Origin of the sequence: Actinoplanes sp. NPDC023714, from assembly GCF_040639855.1 — a bacterium.
Lineage (GTDB): Bacteria > Actinomycetota > Actinomycetes > Mycobacteriales > Micromonosporaceae > Actinoplanes.
The window spans coordinates 83,894-101,125 of the sequence record NZ_JBFAAR010000014.1; the positions used below are offsets into that span (position 1 = coordinate 83,894).

Sequence of the window (17,232 nt, forward strand, 5' to 3'; positions counted from 1 at the left end):
CGACTCCGACCACCACCTGACAGGCCTGATCACCTGCCCACGCTGCGGCAATGAACTCAACGAAGCCCGGCGCACGGCAGCACCCGGCCGGCGCAGTGGATCAGCGGGCCGTCCAAGGAATGCGGCCCACCCAGGACCCGTCCGGCAAGGAGCGCGTCCAGAACGTCAGTCACGCTCCTTGGCGAAGACCAACGCAACGTCGTCGACGATCAGAGATCGGTGACCAAGGCGTCGGGAAATGACCGGCTCATCCTGCCGAGCCGCCGATCGACCCGATCCGGTGGCAACCCGCGGCCGATGAGGTTGCGACGCAGTTCGGCGAAGACGTCGGCCGACCAGAGCGGCCGGTACGCGGAGGCTTCGGCGAGGCGAAGCAACGTGTCGCACAGGTAAGCCGGGTAGAGCACGCTATTCGAAAAATCCGAAAGCCGCTACGACTTGGCGAAACCCAGCGCTCGATAGCCGGGCATACGGCGCTGCAGTGAAACGGCAACGATCGGCGTCGCCGGGTCGTGGTAGTCGTGCACCTCCGCGACGTCCTTTCCAGGCGCCGCGCGGATGACCCTGCCTGCGCACTGGACCAGAAGACCGTCGAAGGAGATCGGCCCGGCCAGGAACAGGGTGTCGAGTGCGGGTGCGTCGAACCCTTCGCCGATGAACGGCGTGGTGCCGATGACCAGGATCCCGTCGCCGGCCTTCGCCTCGGCGAGCCGGTCGACAGCCGCACGCCGATCCGCAACGGTCATGCCGCCCTGTAACCGGAGTGCTTGGTGTCCGCGATCCGCGAGGAGCGAAGCCAGCGTTTCGACGTGGGCGACGCGGCGGGTCAGCACGAGACAGTTGCGCCCTTTGGCGAGTGCTGCCGCGACGTCGTCGACGATCTGGGTGTTTCGTGTTTCATCCCCGATGAGGGATCGGTGTACGGCCGCCAGTGCGCCCGGTGACGCCAGGTCCTGCTCATCAGCCCGGAACTGGGTCTCGTGCACGAACAACAGGCGGCGCGGACCGACCTCCTCCTGCCAGACGGCGGCGAGCGTATCCGGGTCCTCGTCGGTCACGGTGTGCCGGACAGGGCCGAGCTGCCAGGTCACGAGTTCGCCCAGGCCGTCACGGCGGGACGGCGTCGCGGTGAGCCCGAGCCAGAACTGCGCACCGATCCGCTTGACCGCATGGTCGTACGCGGCCGCAGCAAGGTGGTGACATTCGTCGACGATCACGTGCCCGTACCCGGCGGTGAGGTCCACGACGTCGACATGCCGAGCCAGCGAGGGCAGCATCGCGACATCCACCACACCGGTGAGCTTGCGCCGGCCGCCACCGATCTGACCCGGTCGTACGCCGAGGAACTGCTCGATGCGCGATCGCCACTGTTCGGCCAGCGCTTTGCGATCGACGAGGATCAGGGTCGAGGTGGCACGCTCCGCGATCATCGCGCAGGCCATGACGGTCTTGCCGGAGCCCGGTGGCGCCACCAGCATGCCGTCGTCGTGGGCGAGCATCGCACCCACCCCGGCGCTTTGCCTGGTGGTCAACTCGGCGGTGAAAACAACCTCGATCTCACGGCCGGCATCCCGCGTATCCGTGATCACCAACCGGGATCCGGCATCCTCGACGATTCGCCCGACGGCGTGCCGCAACCCGCGCGGCAGGACCAGGCGACCGTCCAGCGTGATGTCGTACCCACGAAGAAATCGTGGCGTGTCCCAGGTCGACTTGCGGAGCCGCTGCAACTCGTAGAACTTCGGATTGGACAGTGAGGCCGCATGCTTGAACGTGGCCAGCGCGGCCGCCGGCAGTTGCGAGATGTCGATACTCAGGCCAGCCGCGAGGTCTGCCTGCACCGTCATCGGCAATGGCGGGTGGACCCTCGTTGCATCCGACCTGCTCATCTTCGCCACACCGGCGCCCACAACGGCCTGTTTGGCACGGCGGGCGATTCTTTCCGCGTCGCCGGGGCTGAGCCGGTCGAGGACCGACAGGAAAGCCCACTGGTCCTCGTATGGTTCCAGGGTCGCAAGGTCGAGGAAGAGCGTGAGACCGTCCTTGCGGCGCCGGCCCTGCAGCGGGGCCGCGATCAGGTTCCCAAGACCTCCGTCAGGCAGGACGTCCTGGTTCGGGAACAGGCGGTCGTACGAGCGCAGATCCATCGAGCCGCGCAGCACCATGGCCTCGTGCAGGAGGACCGTCCCGATTGCCCGGGCCGTGGCAGCTGGAATCGGGTGGGTGAAGAAGATCCAGGCGTGCGCCCCGCGTCCCGACTGGGAGATCTCCAGGGCCGCCGGGGTGCCGCTGGCTCGGGCGGCTTTGCAATATGCCAGCGCATCGAGCATCGCGGTGCTGCCGTCGAAGTCCGCGGCCAGGAATTGGCAGGTGTTGTCGGTGAGCAGCGGATACAGGCCCACAAACACGTCGCCGACCAAATGGGCGGCAACCACCTCCTCGGTGAGCGGCAGATAGGCAGCCGTGCGCCGGTCCATCCCCTTGCGCCAGCCGCCCGCCACCGCGGGAGACCAGCCCGCCGTACCGAGCCGGTTGTTCTCCCACCGCTTCGCATAAGCATCCCGCCGCGCCTGGAACAGGTTGGCGTAGAACGCGAGCTTCTCCCGCACCGGCGACGCCATCGTGACCGGTCCTGGCGTGGCCGTCGCGGCGAGTTGCTCCGGGGCAGGAGCGGTGTCCTGGCCCCGCAGATCCAGCAGACGCGACAGCCGCTGGTTCTCCGTCCGTAACCGCTCCAGCTCACGACGCAGCCGAGCGACCTCGTCCTCTGTCACCGCGTCAACGGACACCACCGGCCAATCTTCACACGCCGGTCGCCGCGAGCCCGACAGCCGACTCAGTCAAGCCGGGCTCGGTCAAAACGGTCGATCAAGCTCGGCTTGCGCGCATGCCGCTCCCGCAGCCGCATCATCTGCTCCGCGAACGCGAAGATCTCGCCCTCCCGTACCGCCAGCGCCTGAAGATCCAAAAGCAGGATCACCGCCAAGTCGTAGTCCTTCGGGCGTTTCGTTGCGATCAACTCGTCCACCTCGTTCCACGTGCGGACCGGGTTCCGTGCCATCTTGTCCAGACGTTGTTCGCGGGCCTCGGCGGCCGCTTCCTCACGACGCTTTCGCTCGGCCGCCTCACGCTCCCGCTCTTGCTGTTGCCGTGCAGCGCAGCGTTCCTCGGCGGCGGCGAGCAGGCCCCCGGCGGTCCGTCCTTCCACGGCAGACGACTCCTCTGTCGCACCGTGGAACCGCCGCAGCAACTCCGACCGCAGCAACCCGGCATCGCCACGCAGCACCCGCACCAACATCTCGTCCTTGTCCGCCATCGGCAGGGCCTTCACCCAGAGGCGTAGCGCGGCGGCGGAAGGCTCCTTCTCGGTCAACGGCTGGCTCGCCGCTGCCGCCGCGTTCAGCAGATCAGGGTCCAGGCGAAGGAAGTCGGCCAATGCCCGCAACGGTCCGCTCAGTGTGGCCAATCCGGCCGGGACCGGAGGCTCCGGCTCGTCATCGTCCAGTTCCCGGTTCTGCACGCACAACAGCCAGGCCAGATACAGCAGCCGCCGATCACCGCCGGCCAGTTCCGTGCGGACCGGCACGATCGCCGCAAGCCGTCCCTCCTCGTCCCACCAGTCCTCGTCGCCGTCCTCGTCCTCACTACGAAGATCGATGACCACATGTGTACGGGTCGCCCAGGAGGTAGCCGACTCACCGGCACAGAACCGCGTCGCCGTCTCCGGTGCCAGCGACGCTCGGGGCAGCCGCAGCATGATCCGCCGCGTGCCCCAGTTCGCCAGATACAGATGCGCGTCGAAGTACCGCTCCATCCACTTGGCCGGGTCAGCCTTGAGGTCGCCCCACTGGTAGTCGTTGACGAAACCCGACGACGTGATCCGGCCCCGAGACGACACCGCCCGCAACTCGCCCTGCTGCTTCGCCGTCAACGCCTGGTCGAGCGCTACGAACTCGTAGTACTGGTACTCGCTCACCGGCCCACCGCCCACCACTGGTACGCCTCGATCCCCGACGAACGCAGATCCACCTTCCGGACCACCACCGGAACTACGACCGCCTCGGCGACCAAGGCATCGATCTCGGTATCACTGAGCGAAGACACCCGCGCAGGATAGAGAACCGCCTCCAGCTCTGCACCAGCAGCCGACGACCGCTAACGCCGACCCACCCCGCGCAACCACCGCAACGTGGGGTCTGGGGGTCGCCCCCAGGCAGATATGGTGGGCCGGACGTTGCACCATGCGAACCACTGGGCCGTCACCGGCAACCCGCTGGAGGGACGCTTGACCAGCTCACGGGCCGGTCGGGAGGCAACGCTTCCGTCGGCGTGACGACGCGACAGCCGCCTGATCCGTGTCATAACCGCCGGCACGGAAGACGGTCAAGAGTTAGCCCCGTGACCCTCGGCTCGCCGGGCTGCGCTAGGAGAAGTTGTCGCGAGACGACGTCTCGACCAGGCTCCGGCCGGATTCACCTGTCGCCGTAGTGGTATTTGCAGGCGACGATCTCGACGTCGCCATCCTTGATCCGATAAACGAGCCGGTGCTCACGGTCAATCCGCCGCGACCAGAGGCCGGACAACTCTCCACGAAGCGGTTCGGGTTTACCGATGCCTTCGTAGCCGTTGCGCATGACGTCCGCGATCAGGTCGTTGATTCGCTTGATCAGCTTGCGGTCCGTGTGACTGAGGTACTGCGACCAAGCTGTCGCGGAAAAGATCAGCCTCACGCCACATCCTGCGCCACGGCCGGGTCGATGAGCGCCCGCTCATGGCCCTCGCCTCGGTCCAGCTCGGCCATCGATCGGCGCAGAGCTTCAGCGTTGCTGGGGCTACGGAGCAGGTACTCGGTCTCTTTCATCGACTCATACTCGGCCAGCGGCACGATAACGACGGGTTCGTGCCCGGAGCGGGTCACTACCAGCTCCTCGGCATCGTCGACCACGCTGTCGAGCTCCGCGGCAAGGTTCTGTCGCAGCTGAGTGAAGTTCACCGTTCGCATCTCCACCTCCATGGGACGTACATAAAACTGTACTCCCATGGATAGCAGGCGACAGGGTGCTGACCGCCGAACGTTCTGGGCTGATCGGTGTGTGGGTTGCACCCATGGCACCCGATAGAGACGGGCGAGGCCGGTCTCGCCGCAGCGCCGCGGCTGACATCTTCACGGCGCGTCGCAGCGCCCCACGCGCAGGTGGGCATCCGGGCAGGCAACCTCGCCGTCGTCAGTGCCGTTGTCAGCGCTGGAGGATCTCCACCTGGATCGCCCCGCCGACGCAGCCGGCGGGGCAGATCATCACGAGAGCCGTCATGACGGCGAGGAGGATCCTCGGGCCGCGCTCGATGTGCTGGCGAAGACGACAGCCCAGGAGCAGACCAGCGGAGTTGTTCCGACAGAACTCCACCTCCGCACCACGACGTCGGTTGATCGCCCCGCAGTAGGCCGGCGCTTGGAAGAGGACGAAGAAGATGAGCAAGCCGACGAGGACCGGGTAGATGCCTGGTCCGAATGCATTGCTACCCAGGGACAGGAGCAGAACCGCAAGCACACCGCCATCGAGGACGAACCCACCGCACCCTCGCCCGCGACGATCGAGTACATCCGCGAACACCTGGCCCGCATCATCGCCGAGGGCACCTCGGCAGAACGCAAGTCCACTGTGGAACAATTGATCGCGGAGATCCGGATAACCGAAAACGACAAGGTCATCCCGATCTTCCGGGTGCCCAGCCAGCAGACCGCGCCCGGCGGCGCGGTTCGCGCAATGCCACAACTGGTGGGGCGGGCGGGACTCGAACCCGCGACCGAGGGATTATGAGTCCCCTGCTCTAACCCACTGAGCTACCGCCCCGTACCGGCGGCGATCCTATCCCGTGCGCCACGCCCACAGCTAGGCGATCTATCACTGCACCAGGGATTTCGGCAGGAGGACTATCTGCCGGGACGGGTCGACGACCATGTCCGGGGGCTGTAGGTCCTCGATCGCCGGTAGATCGTCGTCGCCCACGCTCGGCTCCTGAGGGCCGTCCTGCGTGGTGAATTCGGCGTAATTCTCCGGATTGAAGTCGCTCATGACGTGACTCGCGCCCCCAGTGAGGACAGGACCGCGCCGGCCGCCCGCCAGCCGCTGGCGAGGGCGCCCTGCGTGGACGGACTGTCGCGATGATCACCCGCTACGAAGAGGCCGTCGCCGAGGGCTACGGGTTTGCGGAGGCGGGTCTGCGGCACCGGGGCGGCGGGGAGGGCGTGCGGGATGGCGATCACTTCGAGGAGTTCCCAGTCGTCGGTGGGGGTGCCGTAGATGCGGGACAGCTCGACCCGGATGACGGTCTCGGAGGCGCTGGAGGGTGCGGAGACGCCGACGACGTTGGCGGCGATGAGGCTCATGCCGCCGGGGGCGTATTCCGGTGCGGCGTTGCTCATCACCACGGTGCTGGCGACGATCTCCCGGCGGTCGCCGTCGAGGAGCAGGATCGGCTCGTCGATGGGGGCTCGCGGGGCGCCGAAGTAGAACGTGGTGAGGCCATGGGTGTCGGGGCGCGCCAGCAAAGAAGGAAGCAGCTCGGAGGCATGCAGAGCGTCAGTGGCTACGATCACGGCTCGACACCGGATCTCGCCGCCTTCGGTGACGACCATGCCGGGCCCGATGGAGAGGGTGCGCGCCCCGATCAGGAGTTGCGGGAACGGCAGCGGCCCGGCGATCGCGGCCGGCAGGGCGGCCATCCCGGCGGAGGGCACGCCGATCCGCCCGCGGGTGAAGGAGCGCAGTGTCATGGCGGCGACGTGGTTCGAGGTGTCGAGGGCCCGGTCGCCGAAGACGCCGGAGAAGAACGGCCGCAGCACCTCTTCGATCATCCGGTGCGAGATGCCGGCCCTGCGCAGCATCTCCTGGGTGGTGGTCTCCGGCATGTCGAGGAGTTTGTCGACGGGTGTGGTGGCGCATCGGGTGGCGAGGGCCGCGAACTTCAGCCGGTCGCCGAGTGAGCCGACGCCGGAGAGCAGCGTCTTCGGGGTGCCGAGCGGTTCGCGCAGCGGGTTCTCGAGGCGGTGCAGCGCGTTGCCGCGGCGGACCAGGACCCCGGAGGTGAAGTAGCGCATGTCGAGCGCGTCGACGTCGACGAGGGCGGCGAGCCGGGGGTAGGACGTGTTGATCGTCTGGAAGCCGCGGTCCAGGTGCCAGCCGTCGATCACGTCGGTGGCGACGCGTCCGCCGATCCGGTCGGAGGCCTCCACGAGGAGCCATTCCACTCCGGCACGGTCGAGCCGGCGGGCGGCCGACAGTCCGGCGAGCCCGCCGCCGACGATGACGACGTCCACCTCAACCGGCTGCGACATAACCACCTCACTGGCTGCATTCAACGCGGAACTCAGCGTAACCGGGCATGAGGGGCCGAGGAGGCGAAAGGAAAACACCATCAAGATCAAAAGCGGGCGAGCGTACGAGTGTCAGATACGCGTCACCGGGCGGGGGCCGGGCGGGCCGCCGGACTATACAGAGTCGAACAGCAGAAAACCCCAGGCCATCAGGCCTGGGGTCCGGAGGTGGCTCCCCGAATTGGACTCGAACCAATAACCTGCCGGTTAACAGCCGGCTGCTCTGCCAATTGAGCTATCGGGGATTGCTCTGTTCCGCGCCGCCCGGTTTCCCTGGCGACGGAGAACAGACTACATGACCATCCCGGGTCCTCAGCAACGGGGATACCCACCCCTGGAGGGCGACATCGGGGAAACCCGGTGAAGGGGAGTATCGGCCCGACAGGATGGGTATGCACCCCTCCAAGACGCACGCGCGTCATGAACGGAAGGAGCCGCCACCATGCGCGGAAAGCTGATGTTCCTCACCGGTCTCGCGGCGGGCTTCGTCCTGGGCAGCCGTGCCGGCCGGGAGAAGTACGAGGAGATCCGGGCCAACGCCCAGAAGATCTGGGAGAACCCGACGGTTCAGGAGGCGGCCGGGGTCGCCCAGGCGCAGGCCAACAAGCTCTACTCCGAGGGCAAGGACAAGATCCAGTCGTCCAAGCTCGGAGAGAAGCTGAGCACCACGGGCACGACCGGCAGCACCACGAGCTCCGACTCCACGGACGAGCTGCTGGCCCCCAGTGACTCGCTCGCCGGGTCGAAGGGCAGCACCAGCACCGGCACCACGTACTGAGCCGGTTTTGCCGTAGGGCCGTCCCGCACCGACTGCGGGACGGCCCTACGGCATGAAGAGGGTCAGGACGACGACGAGAAGGCGGCGTCGAAGGCGGCCGACGGCGTGTCGAACGCCAGCCCCCGCACGAACTTGAGGGCTTCCGGCGCACCCACGAGACGGTCCATCCCGGCGTCCTCCCACTCGATGCTGAGCGGCCCCTCGTACCCGATGCTGTTCAAGGCTCGGAAGCAGTCCTCCCACGGCACGTCGCCGTGCCCGGTCGACACGAAGTCCCAGCCGCGCCGCAGGTCCGCCCAGGGCAGGTGGGAGCTGAGCCGGCCGCGCCGCCCGTCGCCGGTGCGCACCTTCGCGTCCTTGCAGTCCACGTGGTAGATCCGGTCGGCGAACTCGAGGATGAACCCGACCGGGTCGAGGTCCTGCCAGACGAAGTGCGACGGATCCCAGTTGAGGCCGAACGCCGGCCGGTTGCCGATCGCCTCGAGCGTGCGCCGGGTGGTCCAGTAGTCGTAGGCGATCTCGCTGGGGTGCACCTCGTGCGCGAACCGGACGCCGACCTCGTCGAAGACGTCGAGAATCGGGTTCCAGCGGTCGGCGAAGTCGGCGTACCCGCGCTCGATCATCGAGGCGGGCACCGGCGGGAACATCGCGACGGTGTGCCAGATCGACGATCCGGTGAAGCCCACCACGGTACGAACCCCGAAGCGCGCCGCCGCCCGCGCGGTGTCCTTCATCCGCTCGGCGGCCCGCTGCCGCACCCCCTCCGCGTCGCCGTCGCCCCAGATCGCGGCCGGCAGGATGTCCTGGTGCCGCTCGTCGATCGGGTGGTCGCAGACGGCCTGGCCGACCAGGTGGTTCGAGATCGCGAAGCACTTCAGGTTGTGCTTGGCGAGCTGCTCGTGCTTGCGGTCGAGATACCCGTCCTCGCCGAGCGCCCGGTCCACCTCGAAGTGGTCGCCCCAGCAGGCGATCTCCAGACCGTCGTAGCCCCACTCGGACGCGAGCCGGCACACCTCTTCGAACGGCAGGTCAGCCCACTGACCGGTGAAGAGCGTGATGGGTCGTGCCATTGATCCTCCCTCAGATGAACCGCAAAGGCCGGGCCGGCGAGGGAAGAACCGGCTCATGCGGGCACGCGGGCGGACGGGTGAGAGTCCGGCCGGGTCTGCGCCACCCGGGCCGGCCCGCCGCGTCGGCGATGCCCCACCCGAACTCTACGGCCGCACGCGGCCGGGAGGAAAGACCGGATCAGGGCGCGATGCAGGGTTGCTGCTCCGGCACCAGGCCGAGGGTGGTGAGCTCCTCCAGGACGTACGGGAGATCGGCCGCGCTGTTCGCCGTGTCGACGTCCACGTACTCGGTGCGGGCGGTGTCCGCGGCCAGCAGGTGCCGCAGCACCGGCTGCCAGCCCGCGGCCGGGTCGGTGATCCGCGCGGTTATCACCGAGAGGCCGGCGTCGGTGATCCGGTCGATGCCGGCGGCCGGGTCCGGCCAGTCGCGGACCACGCTCGCGAGGTCGAGGCAGACGCCGAGGCGGTCCTTGTCGACCCGGGTGAGCGCCGCGACGGTCTGCTCCGGGCTGTCCAGGACGCCGCCGGGACCGGGCTGGAAGCCGCACCGGACCGCGCGGCCGACCCGCCAGGCGAGGTCGGCGAGGCCGCCGGAGAGGCGGGACAGGTGCCGGGCGCCGGCCTTCTGCCGGTTCTCGTCCCAGTCCGCGTGCCGGCCCAGGCCGATCGTCGCGATCGCGCCGCGGACCTCCTCGAAGGGCAGCAGATCGACGAGGATCCGGGCGAGGTCGAGCGTGTGGCGGACCCGCGACGTCTCGGACCAGTCCCCCGGGGTGTTCTCGCCGCCGCCCTCGGCGTCGGGCACGCCGCTCAGCGTGACGACCTCGAGCCCCTTGGCGTCGAGGTCGGCACGCAGCCGGGTGCGGGCACGCCCGTCGTCGGCGAGGGCGGCGGCGAGAGGGTACGGAAGCCGGAGGGCGACGCCGAGAAGTCCGGTCCCGAAGCGGGATCTGAGGTCGGAGGCGGCCGCGTCGAGCAGTTCCAGCCCGGCGGACGGCGACTCAGCGTGGTCTAGGCTGATGCCGCAGCTGAGATGCACGATCCGGCCGGAAGGATGGCGCAACCGCATCAATATCCTCCCCGGACGAGGTCTCCCGTGCAGGTGCACGTGCATTCGCTCGTGCTAACGCCTCCAGTATGGACCATCCGGGGACCTGTCTCGGATCGACCGCTGCCGTACTGCCGGGTCGCCATAGCCGCCTCCATCCGTGGAATGCATGTCCTCGGATACGAGAGTGCGTCGCATCACGGATCATCGGCGCACCCCCCGTGCGACACCGTGACCGGCCACAACATGATCGAAATCGGGCGTCACGATTGACATAAGTCAATACACGCGACATGGGTGACCAGCGAGTAGGTTTCGCCGTCACCCCAAAGAAGAGCAGAGTCGGACACCGTTCGTGTTCAGACTCTGAACAAACGGACATGCACCGGCCGCCTGCCCGTGCGTTCGGCGCGTGCCGCGAACCGGTGCGAATGCACACGGGCGGTTCCGCGAAGAGCAGCCCAGCCCGCCACGGCCGGCCGGCGCGGGGCGCAGCCGCGCCGTCCCTCGCCGACCCTGGCGGGACGTTCAGTGAGCGTTCAGGCGGGCTCCAGCACCGTCTCGACGCCGGTCCAGGAACCGGTCGAGGCCGAGCGCTCGACCGCGTCCAGGACGAGCTGCACCTGGAGCGCGTCGGTGAACGACGGCGCCGGCTCCCGGCCCGCCGCGATGTCCTCGATCAGGTCACGGACCTCATGGGTGAACGAGTGCTCGTACCCGATCCCGTGTCCCGGCGGCCACCAGGCCCCGACGTACGGGTGGTCCGGCTCGGTGACCAGGATCCGGCTGAACCCCTGCTCCGGGCCGGGCCGGGTGCCGTCGTAGAACTCCAGCTCGTTCATCCGCTCGAAGTCGAAAGCGAGCGAGCCGAGCGCACCGTTGAGCTCGACCCGCAACGCGTTCTTGCGGCCGGTCGCGAAGCGGGTCGCCTCGTACGTGGCGACCGCTCCCCCGTCCAGCCGGGCCAGGAAGAGGGCGGCGTCGTCGACGGTCACCTCGCCGGCCACCGCCCCGTTGGAGGAGGCGGCCAGGCCCGCCGACGCCGACGGCAGCGGGCGGGACCGCACGAACGTCTCGGTCAGCGCCGACACCGTCGTGATCGACTGCCCGGTGACGAACTGGGTGAGGTCGACGATGTGCGCGCCGATGTCGCCCAGCGCCCCGGATCCGGCGATCTCCTTGCGCAGCCGCCAGACCAGCGGGAACTCCGGATCGACGATCCAGTCCTGCAGATATTGCGCGCGCACGTGCCGGATCGGCCCGATCCGGCCGGCGGCCACCAGGTTCCGCATGAGCGCGACCGCCGGCACCCGCCGGTAGTTGTAGCCGCACATCGCCCGTACCCCCCTGGTCTGTGCCTGGGCAGCGGCCGCAGCCATCTCCCTCGCCTCAGCCACCGAGTTGGCCAGGGGTTTCTCGCAGAGAACGTGCTTGCCGGAGGCAAGCGCCGCAAGAGCGATCTCGGCGTGCGTGTCGCCCGGCGTGCAGATGTCGATCAGATCGATCTCGTCGCTCTCGACCAGCGCCCGCCAGTCGGTGGTGTGGCCCTCCCAGCCCAGCCGGGTGGCCGCACGGGCCACCTCGCCGGCGGAACGGCCGCAGACCACCGACATCCGGGCGCGCAGCGGAAGGTCGAAAGCGTGGTTGACGGTCCGCCAGGCCTGCGAGTGCGCGGCCCCCATGAACGCGTAGCCGACCATGCCGACTCGCAGGTCCTGAGACATGTCGCCTCCTGTTTCGGTCAGAATCCCAGCTTGGCGTACTGCGCGGCGTTCTCCTTGGTGATCGTCTCGGAGGCGAGCGTGATCTCCTTCGGCACCTGCAGCTCCACCAGGTCGGCCATGCCCTTGCCCTGGGCGATCAGCCGGGCCAGCGAGACGGCCGAGGAGGCCATCGACGGGCTGTAGGTGACCGTCGCCTTGAGCACCGAGTCGTCCGCGGCGATGTGATCGATCGCGGACTTCGCGCCGGCGCCGCCGACCATGAAGAACTCGTTGCGGTTCGCCTGCTGGATCGCGGCGAGCACGCCGACGCCCTGGTCGTCGTCGTGGTTCCAGAGCGCGTCCATCCTGGGCAGCGCCTGGAGCAGGTCGGTCGCCGCCTTCTGGCCGCCGTCGATGGTGAAGTCGGCGGGCCGGCGGTTGGCGACCTTGAAGCCGTAGATCGCGAGCGAGTCGTTGAAGCCCTTCGACCGCTCCTGGGTCAGCTCCAGCGAGTCGATGCCGGGGATCTCGCCGATGATCGGATTGCTGACGCCCTTGGCCTTGAGCTGCTCGCCGATGTACGCCCCGGCGGCCAGCCCCATGCCGTAGTTGTCCCCCTTGATCTGCAGCCGGTACGCGTCCTGCGAGGGGAACGCCCGGTCCAGGTTGACCACCGGGATGCCGGCCCGCATCGCCTCCTCGGCGGAGGAGTTCAGCTCCTTGCCGTCGTGCGGGAGCATCACGATGATGGTCGGCTTCTGGGCGATCATCGTGGAGATCGCCGCCCGCTGCGCCGCCGCGTCCGCGCCGGCCTCGGTGACCTTGAGCTCGACGTCTTCGTACTGGGCGGCCTGGGCCTTGGCGTTGTTGGTGATCGCGGCGATCCAGCCGTGGTCGGCGGCCGGGGCGGTGAAGCCGATGACCACCTTCTCGCCGGGAGCGGCGTTCTCGTTGCCGCTGTTCGTGTTGACCTGAGCGTTGTTGGAGGTGTCGTTGCTGGTGCAGGCGGTGAGCAGGGCGCCGGCGCCGACGGCGGCGCCGCCGAACAGAACGCGCCTACGGGACAATGAGGACATTATTGCTCCCGTCTCAGTTCTTCTTCTTGAACAGGTTGGTTAGCGAGGAGAAGCGGAACTGCTGGACCAAGACGGCGGCCACGATGATGGCGCCCTTGACCATGTTCTGGACCTCGGTGGGGAGGTTGTTGATGGCGAAGAGGTTGGTGATGGTGGAGAAGACCAGCACCCCGAAGAGGGCGCCGATGATGGTGCCCCGGCCGCCGCTGAGCAGCGTGCCGCCGATGATGGCCGCGGCGATGGCGTCCAGCTCGTAGAGGTTCGCCATGGCGGCCTGGGCGCTCGTCGCCTGCGAGGTCAGCATGATCGCGGCGATGCCGCAGCAGAAGCCGGAGAGCACATAGAGCAGCAGGGTCTGCCGCTTCACGTTGATGCCGGCCAGGCGGGCGGCCTCCGGGTTGCCGCCGACCGCGACGGTCCGGCGGCCGAACGTCGTGCGGTTCAGCAACACCCAGCCGGCCGCCACCACGACGCCCAGGATGATCACGAGCATCGGGATGCCGAGGATCTTCGTGGTGGCGATGCTGTTGATCACCGAGCTCTCGGAGATCTGGGTCTGCTTCCCGGAGATCTGTGCCGCCAGCCCCCGGGCCGCCACCAGCATGGCCAGGGTCGCGATGAAGGGCACAAGCCTTCCGTACGCGATGAGCACCCCGTTGACGAGACCCACGCCGATCCCGACCACCAGGGCCGTGAAGATCATCCCGGCCGCGCCGAAGCTCTGCGTCGCGACCGTCGTGCTCCAGACCGCCGCGAGCGCGATGATCGCGCCGACCGACAGGTCGATGCCACCCCCGATGATCACGAAGGTCATCCCGACCGTCACCACGCCGATGGCGGACGCCTGCTGCAGGATCGTCAGGAAGTTGTTCCGCACCCAGGTCGGGTCGCTGTAGAGCTCCGGCCTCGTGATGATTCCGATGATCACCAGGATCACCAGGACGGCGACCAGGCCCAGGTTGCGGATCGTGCCCTCGTCGAGGTGCCGGCGCTCGCGGCCGGCGCGCTTCTCGACATGCGCGGTGTCAGTCGTGGTCATGCCGGCTCCCCCTCCAGAAGCGACCCCGCCATCACGAGGTTGAGAACGGTGTCTTCGTCGATCTCCCCGGCCGGCGCCTCGTGGACGAGCCGGCCCTCCCGCATCACCAGCACCCGGTCGGCCAGGCCGAGCACCTCGGGCACCTCGCTGGAGACCAGCAGCACCCCGACGCCCCGCGCGGCCAGGTCCCGGATCACCTGGTAGAGCTCGGCCCGGGCGCCCACGTCCACGCCCCGGGTCGGCTCGTCGAGCAGCAGCAGCCGGGTGTCGCCGATCAGCCAGCGGCCCACCACGACCTTCTGCTGGTTGCCGCCGGAGAGCGTCCGGACCGGCCGGGCCACGTCCCGCGGGCGCAGCTCCAGCGAGTCGGCGGTGCGCTCGGCGGCCGTCCGCTCCCCGCCCGCGTCGGTGAATCCGGCCTTGGCGAACCGGGCGAACGAAGCGAGCGTCATGTTCCGGTAGACCGGCTCGTCCAGCAGCAGCGCCTGGCTCTTGCGCTCCTCCGGTGCCATCCCCATGCCGGCCTTCACGGCGGAACCCACCCCGCGCACCGGCTTGCCGCCGACCCGCACGGTCCCGGTCTCCGGGCGGCGGGCCCCGTAGATCGTCTCGAGCAGCTCGGACCGGCCGGAACCGACCAGGCCGGCGATCCCCACGATCTCGCCGGGCCGCACCGTGAGGCTCACCTCGGCGAACTCGCCGTGCCGGGTCAGGCCGTCGACGACCAGCAGCGGCTCGCCGGCCGGGGCGCCCTCCCGGGGCGGGAAGACGTATTCGATGGAGCGCCCGGTCATCCGGCCGACCAGCTCCCGGGTCGGGGTGGTGCGGGCCGGCAGGTTCGCCGCCGTGGTCCGGCCGTCCTTCAGCACGGTGACCCGGTCGCCGATCTCGCGGATCTCGTCGAGCCGGTGCGAGATGTAGATGACCGCGATCCCGTGCGCGGTCAGCTCCCGGATGATCCGGAACAGGTTCTCCACCTCGTCGTGGGCGAGCACGGCGCTCGGCTCGTCCATCACGATGAGGCGGGCGTCGTGGGACAGCGCCCGGGCCATGCTCACGACCTGCTTAGCGGCGGCCGGCAGAGTCCGGACCATCCGGCGCGGTGCGATCTCGGCGTGCCCGAGCCGGGCCAGGATCTCCCTGGTCCGGGACGCCGACACCCGCCGCCGGGTGAACCCGAACCGGCTCGGCTCGTGCCCGAGGAACGCGTTCTCCGCCACCGACAGGTCGTCGACGAGGTCAAGCTCCTGATAGATCGTCGCGATCCCGGCCCGCATCGCGGCCTGCGGCGTGGCCGGCGCGAACGGCTCCCCCAACCAGGTGATCTCCCCGGCGTCGGCGTGGTGCACCCCGGCCAGCGTCTTGATCAGGGTCGACTTGCCGGCGCCGTTCTGCCCGAGCAGGCAGTGCACCTCGCCGGCCCGGACCTCCAACTGAACGCCGTCGAGGGCCCGTACCCCCGGAAAGACCTTGACCACGTCCTCGAGCCGCAGCACGACCTCGTGGTCTCCCCCCACCCGGCCGGCGTCCCCCACGTCCCCGCCACCCGCCTCACCCACCGCGCCCCGCGCCTCGGCCGCGCCCCGCGCCTCCGCTGCGCCCTGCGTGCCGCCGGCGTCGTGCGTTCCCGCTGCGCCCTGCTCCTCGGCCGCGCCCATCTCCACACTCGCCTCCGCCCTCGCCCCTTCCGGCATTTCCGATTTTTCGCCCGACGGGCGAATCGGCTCCGGGGCGGTCATGACGCGGCCTGCTCGAAGAGGGCGTCGCTGGCCAGCACGGCGGCGCCGGTCACCCCGGCCCGGCTGCCCAGTTCGGAGAGGACGACCGGCAGGTTGCCGGTGGCGAGCGGCAACGAGCGGCGGTAGACCACGCTGCGGATCTCGGCGAGCAGCACGTGGCCCAGATTCGCCAACCCGCCCCCGATGACGATCATCGACGGATTGGCGAAGGAGACCAGGGTCGCGAGCACGCTGCCGACCCGGCGTCCGCCGTCGCGGATCAGTTTGATGCAGGTGATGTCCCCCTCGGCGGCGCCGTCCGCGACGTCCCGGGCGGTGATCACGGCGGTGCGGCCACCGGCGTCGAGGCGGGCGGCCAGGGCCGGTGACTCGCCGGAGCGAGCCGCGGCGGTCGCGTCCCGGGCCAGCGCCGCCCCGCCGAAGAGCGCCTCCAGGCAGCCGGCGTTGCCGCACGAGCAGGCCGGGCCGTTCGCCTCGACCTGGATGTGCCCGATGTCGCCGGCGCAGCCGTCCACCCCCCGGAAGACGCCGCCGGCCAGGTGGATGCCGCACCCGACACCAGTACCGATCTTGACGAACAGGAAGTCGTCGACGGAGTGCGCGACGCCGCCGTGCCGCTCCCCGATCGCCATGATGTTCACGTCGTTGTCGACCACCGCGGGGCAGCCGTATTCCCTGGTCAGAAGCTCGCGTACGGGATAGCGGTCCCACCCCGGCATGATCGGCGGAGAGACCGGCACCCCGTCGCGGTAGCTCACCGGTCCGGGGACGCCGATGCCGACGCCGTCGAGGCGCTCGTAGGCCGCCTCGGTGCGCGCCTTCGCCAGCAGATCATTGACGCGCTGGAGGATCACCTTGGGCCCGGACCGGATGTCGGCGGCTTCCTGGTACGCCACGACGGGCTCGAGCCGCCCGTTCGTGATCTCCACGTCGATCGAGGTGGCGCCCAGGTCGACGGCGGCGAACCGGAGCCGGGGATGCAGCTCGACGAGGGTGGAGCGACGGCCACCGCGCGAGGCCGCCATCCCCGCCTCGACGATCAGTTCGGCGGCGACCAGGCGTTCCACCTCGGCGAGCAGGCGGGGCCGGCTCAGCTCGAGGCGGTCACCCAGCTCGGCACGGGACACCGGACCCTGATCGCGGAGCAGGCGCAGGAGACGCAGGTGGGGAGCTGCTGGCAGGAACACGGGCACCTCCTCCTTCGCGGAAGAACTGGCGTTAACGGCGTGTTACGCCGGTCACACTAGGGCGGTTCCGCCACATCGAGCCATACCTTTTTCTTGATCAACAGAAACTTTTGCAAATCCTGGCGAAAGTCGGGCTTCGTGATCGACAAGTGACCTTGGGCGGATGTTCGCGATACGGCAGAGGGGTGACCGGCCGGGTTAGCACCGGGTACCACGG

At 69.0% G+C, this 17,232-nt stretch carries 17 protein-coding genes and 2 tRNA genes; 1 reads left to right on the forward strand and 18 read right to left on the reverse strand.

The genetic code is table 11. The features are described from left to right. Window positions 1-209 precede the first annotated feature (209 nt). The 11 genes from AB0G10_RS39410 to AB0G10_RS39460 all read right to left on the reverse strand — a co-directional run bounded on the left by AB0G10_RS39410 (window position 210) and on the right by AB0G10_RS39460 (window position 7,620). On the reverse strand, window positions 210-407 hold the full coding sequence (locus tag AB0G10_RS39410; protein ID WP_360934287.1) for a hypothetical protein: 198 nt from the start codon (window positions 405-407) through the stop codon (window positions 210-212). A 24-nt stretch (window positions 408-431) separates the two neighbouring features. Then, entirely contained in the window at window positions 432-2,792 is a 2,361-nt protein-coding gene (locus AB0G10_RS39415) for a DEAD/DEAH box helicase family protein (RefSeq protein WP_360934290.1), read from the reverse strand. 44 nt (window positions 2,793-2,836) lie between these two features. After that, window positions 2,837-3,976 carry a hypothetical protein gene (locus tag AB0G10_RS39420; protein ID WP_360934293.1) on the reverse strand — a complete coding sequence of 380 codons (1,140 nt, stop codon included), beginning with the start codon at window positions 3,974-3,976 and terminating at the stop codon, window positions 2,837-2,839. After that, entirely contained in the window at window positions 3,973-4,104 is a 132-nt protein-coding gene (locus AB0G10_RS39425; RefSeq protein WP_360934296.1) for a hypothetical protein, read from the reverse strand. Before AB0G10_RS39425 ends, AB0G10_RS39420 begins: the two co-directional genes overlap by 4 nt. A 368-nt stretch (window positions 4,105-4,472) precedes the next feature. Continuing rightward, on the reverse strand, window positions 4,473-4,730 hold the full coding sequence (locus AB0G10_RS39430) for a Txe/YoeB family addiction module toxin (protein ID WP_360934299.1): 258 nt from the start codon (window positions 4,728-4,730) through the stop codon (window positions 4,473-4,475). After that, window positions 4,727-5,002: a type II toxin-antitoxin system prevent-host-death family antitoxin gene (locus AB0G10_RS39435; protein ID WP_360934622.1), complete on the reverse strand. Its 276-nt coding sequence runs from the start codon at window positions 5,000-5,002 to the stop codon at window positions 4,727-4,729. Before AB0G10_RS39435 ends, AB0G10_RS39430 begins: the two co-directional genes overlap by 4 nt. 235 nt (window positions 5,003-5,237) lie before the next feature. Next, a complete protein-coding gene (locus AB0G10_RS39440) occupies window positions 5,238-5,549 on the reverse strand; it encodes a hypothetical protein (protein WP_360934302.1) in 312 nt (103 codons plus the stop codon). Between the two features lie 226 nt (window positions 5,550-5,775). Continuing rightward, a tRNA-Ile gene (locus tag AB0G10_RS39445) sits at window positions 5,776-5,852 on the reverse strand. 51 nt (window positions 5,853-5,903) lie between these two features. After that, the gene (locus AB0G10_RS39450) at window positions 5,904-6,074 is read right to left on the reverse strand and encodes a hypothetical protein (protein ID WP_360934305.1); all 171 of its coding nucleotides are present in this window, start codon (window positions 6,072-6,074) and stop codon (window positions 5,904-5,906) included. Then, window positions 6,071-7,336, reverse strand: a complete 1,266-nt coding sequence (locus AB0G10_RS39455; protein WP_360934308.1) for an NAD(P)/FAD-dependent oxidoreductase — start codon at window positions 7,334-7,336, stop codon at window positions 6,071-6,073. The genes AB0G10_RS39450 and AB0G10_RS39455 overlap by 4 nt, the downstream gene beginning before the upstream one ends. A gap of 208 nt (window positions 7,337-7,544) precedes the next feature. Beyond that, window positions 7,545-7,620: transfer RNA gene (locus tag AB0G10_RS39460), tRNA-Asn, on the reverse strand. A gap of 197 nt (window positions 7,621-7,817) precedes the next feature. On the opposite strand from AB0G10_RS39460, the gene AB0G10_RS39465 reads away from it, so the two are divergent. Continuing rightward, entirely contained in the window at window positions 7,818-8,153 is a 336-nt protein-coding gene (locus AB0G10_RS39465) for a hypothetical protein (RefSeq protein WP_360934311.1), read from the forward strand. Between the two features lie 62 nt (window positions 8,154-8,215). Here the strand turns inward: AB0G10_RS39465 and AB0G10_RS39470 are convergent, their stop codons facing one another. The 7 genes from AB0G10_RS39470 to AB0G10_RS39500 form a co-directional block, all read right to left on the reverse strand. After that, complete coding sequence (locus AB0G10_RS39470; RefSeq protein ID WP_360934314.1) at window positions 8,216-9,223, reverse strand: sugar phosphate isomerase/epimerase family protein; 1,008 nt, start codon at window positions 9,221-9,223, stop codon at window positions 8,216-8,218. Window positions 9,224-9,401: 178 nt separating this feature from the next. After that, a complete protein-coding gene (locus tag AB0G10_RS39475; RefSeq protein WP_360934317.1) occupies window positions 9,402-10,292 on the reverse strand; it encodes a hypothetical protein in 891 nt (296 codons plus the stop codon). Between the two features lie 518 nt (window positions 10,293-10,810). Next, a complete protein-coding gene (locus AB0G10_RS39480; RefSeq protein ID WP_360934320.1) occupies window positions 10,811-11,995 on the reverse strand; it encodes a Gfo/Idh/MocA family oxidoreductase in 1,185 nt (394 codons plus the stop codon). Between the two features lie 17 nt (window positions 11,996-12,012). Beyond that, window positions 12,013-13,050 (reverse strand): substrate-binding domain-containing protein, encoded by a 1,038-nt coding sequence (locus tag AB0G10_RS39485; RefSeq protein ID WP_360934323.1) that lies wholly within the window; start codon window positions 13,048-13,050, stop codon window positions 12,013-12,015. Between the two features lie 13 nt (window positions 13,051-13,063). Continuing rightward, entirely contained in the window at window positions 13,064-14,089 is a 1,026-nt protein-coding gene (locus tag AB0G10_RS39490) for an ABC transporter permease (RefSeq protein ID WP_360934326.1), read from the reverse strand. After that, window positions 14,086-15,783 carry a sugar ABC transporter ATP-binding protein gene (locus AB0G10_RS39495; protein ID WP_360934329.1) on the reverse strand — a complete coding sequence of 566 codons (1,698 nt, stop codon included), beginning with the start codon at window positions 15,781-15,783 and terminating at the stop codon, window positions 14,086-14,088. Before AB0G10_RS39495 ends, AB0G10_RS39490 begins: the two co-directional genes overlap by 4 nt. Window positions 15,784-15,824: 41 nt before the next feature. Further along, window positions 15,825-17,021 carry an ROK family protein gene (locus AB0G10_RS39500; protein ID WP_360934332.1) on the reverse strand — a complete coding sequence of 399 codons (1,197 nt, stop codon included), beginning with the start codon at window positions 17,019-17,021 and terminating at the stop codon, window positions 15,825-15,827. Between the last annotated feature and the right edge of the window lie 211 nt (window positions 17,022-17,232).

Bases quoted from the DNA above. Each gene is read 5' to 3' on its own strand.
- AB0G10_RS39435 (WP_360934622.1), bottom strand. From the start codon at position 5,002: ATGCGAACGGTGAACTTCACTCAGCTGCGACAGAACCTTGCCGCGGAG.
- AB0G10_RS39450 (WP_360934305.1), bottom strand. From the start codon at position 6,074: ATGAGCGACTTCAATCCGGAGAATTACGCCGAATTCACCACGCAGGAC.
- AB0G10_RS39455 (WP_360934308.1), bottom strand. From the start codon at position 7,336: ATGTCGCAGCCGGTTGAGGTGGACGTCGTCATCGTCGGCGGCGGGCTC.
- AB0G10_RS39465 (WP_360934311.1), top strand. From the start codon at position 7,818: ATGCGCGGAAAGCTGATGTTCCTCACCGGTCTCGCGGCGGGCTTCGTC.
- AB0G10_RS39470 (WP_360934314.1), bottom strand. From the start codon at position 9,223: ATGGCACGACCCATCACGCTCTTCACCGGTCAGTGGGCTGACCTGCCG.
- AB0G10_RS39475 (WP_360934317.1), bottom strand. From the start codon at position 10,292: ATGCGGTTGCGCCATCCTTCCGGCCGGATCGTGCATCTCAGCTGCGGC.
- AB0G10_RS39480 (WP_360934320.1), bottom strand. From the start codon at position 11,995: ATGTCTCAGGACCTGCGAGTCGGCATGGTCGGCTACGCGTTCATGGGG.
- AB0G10_RS39485 (WP_360934323.1), bottom strand. From the start codon at position 13,050: ATGTCCTCATTGTCCCGTAGGCGCGTTCTGTTCGGCGGCGCCGCCGTC.
- AB0G10_RS39490 (WP_360934326.1), bottom strand. From the start codon at position 14,089: ATGACCACGACTGACACCGCGCATGTCGAGAAGCGCGCCGGCCGCGAG.
- AB0G10_RS39495 (WP_360934329.1), bottom strand. From the start codon at position 15,783: ATGCCGGAAGGGGCGAGGGCGGAGGCGAGTGTGGAGATGGGCGCGGCC.